Genomic DNA, 1127 nt, shown 5'->3' with positions numbered 1-1127 from the left:
CCCAGAGCAGCGGAATGACCAGTAGCAGGTGCAGTATCCCCACCCCGGCCACCTCGCGGCGGAAGATCCCCCCCAGGTTAAGGGTCAGGCCGATGGTGAATAGCAGCAGCAAGACCCCCACCTGGGCAATGCCCTCGAGCAGTGGGGTGCTCTGCACCCCCAGCAAGCTCAGCAACAGGCCAGCAGCCAGGTAGCCTACCAGTGCGGGCAGCCTCAGGGCGGACGCCAGCAGGCCCAACACAAATGCGATCGCGATGTGAAGAGCCTCCAAGCCAACCTCCTGCTAGCCAGTCATACCCCCGATGGCCGCCTTCAGGACCCCTTTTGTCCAGACCGACCGGGGCTCATTAGAAAGCTATCACACCGGGGGCCGAAAGAGTCCGGTCTGGATTAAGCTGCACCTTACTGGGTTGGTCAAACCCAATAAAGCCCCCTGCCGGTCTGCACGATCACAGACGCAGTACCCCGTTGTAGGCCGGGCTGGATGCTATGGCCTACCTACAGAGGAGGTACCTAGTTGCTGACTATCAGATAGACCACATAAGCGAGGTAGGCCACCAGAAAAACCGCTCCCTCCCTTCTTCCCAGCCTCGAGCCGGTAAACAGGAAGGGCCAGAGGATAACGCTGGCCGCCAGCATGACCAGCATATCGCGCTGGATGGTCTCCCAGGGCAGGCCAATGGGTTGTATTAGAGCTGTGATTCCCAGAATCGAGAGGATGTTGAAGATGTTGGAGCCCACAATATTGCCCAAAGCGATATCGGGGTGGCGCCGCAAGGCGGCTATAACCGAAGCAGCCACCTCAGGCAGGCTGGTTCCGGCAGCCACAATGGTCAGGCCAATGACCAGTTCGGAGACGCCAAAACCCCTGGCCAGATCTACCGCCCCCATCACCAGCAGGCGGGCTCCCACTCCCAGCAGGGCCAGCCCCACCAACACCCCCAGGTAGGTGCGCCAGCCCGCACGAGACCTGGAATCATCCCCGTACTCTTCCTCGTACTCACTCTGCACCGCCGCCGACTCTCCCTGGCTAGAGCGGAACAGAAAAACCACATAGGCCAGCAACAAGGCTACCAGGAACAGGCCCTCGAGGCGGTTTACATCGTTGCCGAAATACAGAACCGGGA

2 protein-coding genes are annotated in these 1127 nt (G+C 60.5%); both read right to left on the bottom strand.

Translation table 11 applies throughout. The features are described from left to right. A partial coding sequence (locus tag Q0288_RS16230) for a cation:proton antiporter (RefSeq protein WP_299432790.1) occupies window positions 1–271 on the bottom strand: 271 nt, incomplete at its 3' end. Window positions 272–513: 242 nt separating this feature from the next. Then, the coding region (locus Q0288_RS16225) for a sodium:calcium antiporter (protein ID WP_299432787.1) at window positions 514–1127 on the bottom strand (614 nt) is incomplete at its 5' end.

Origin of the sequence: uncultured Meiothermus sp., assembly GCF_937863175.1 — a bacterium.
Lineage (GTDB): Bacteria > Deinococcota > Deinococci > Deinococcales > Thermaceae > Meiothermus.
The sequence above is the reverse complement of the archived record's forward strand: the minus strand, read 5'-3'. Positions and strand labels throughout refer to the sequence as shown.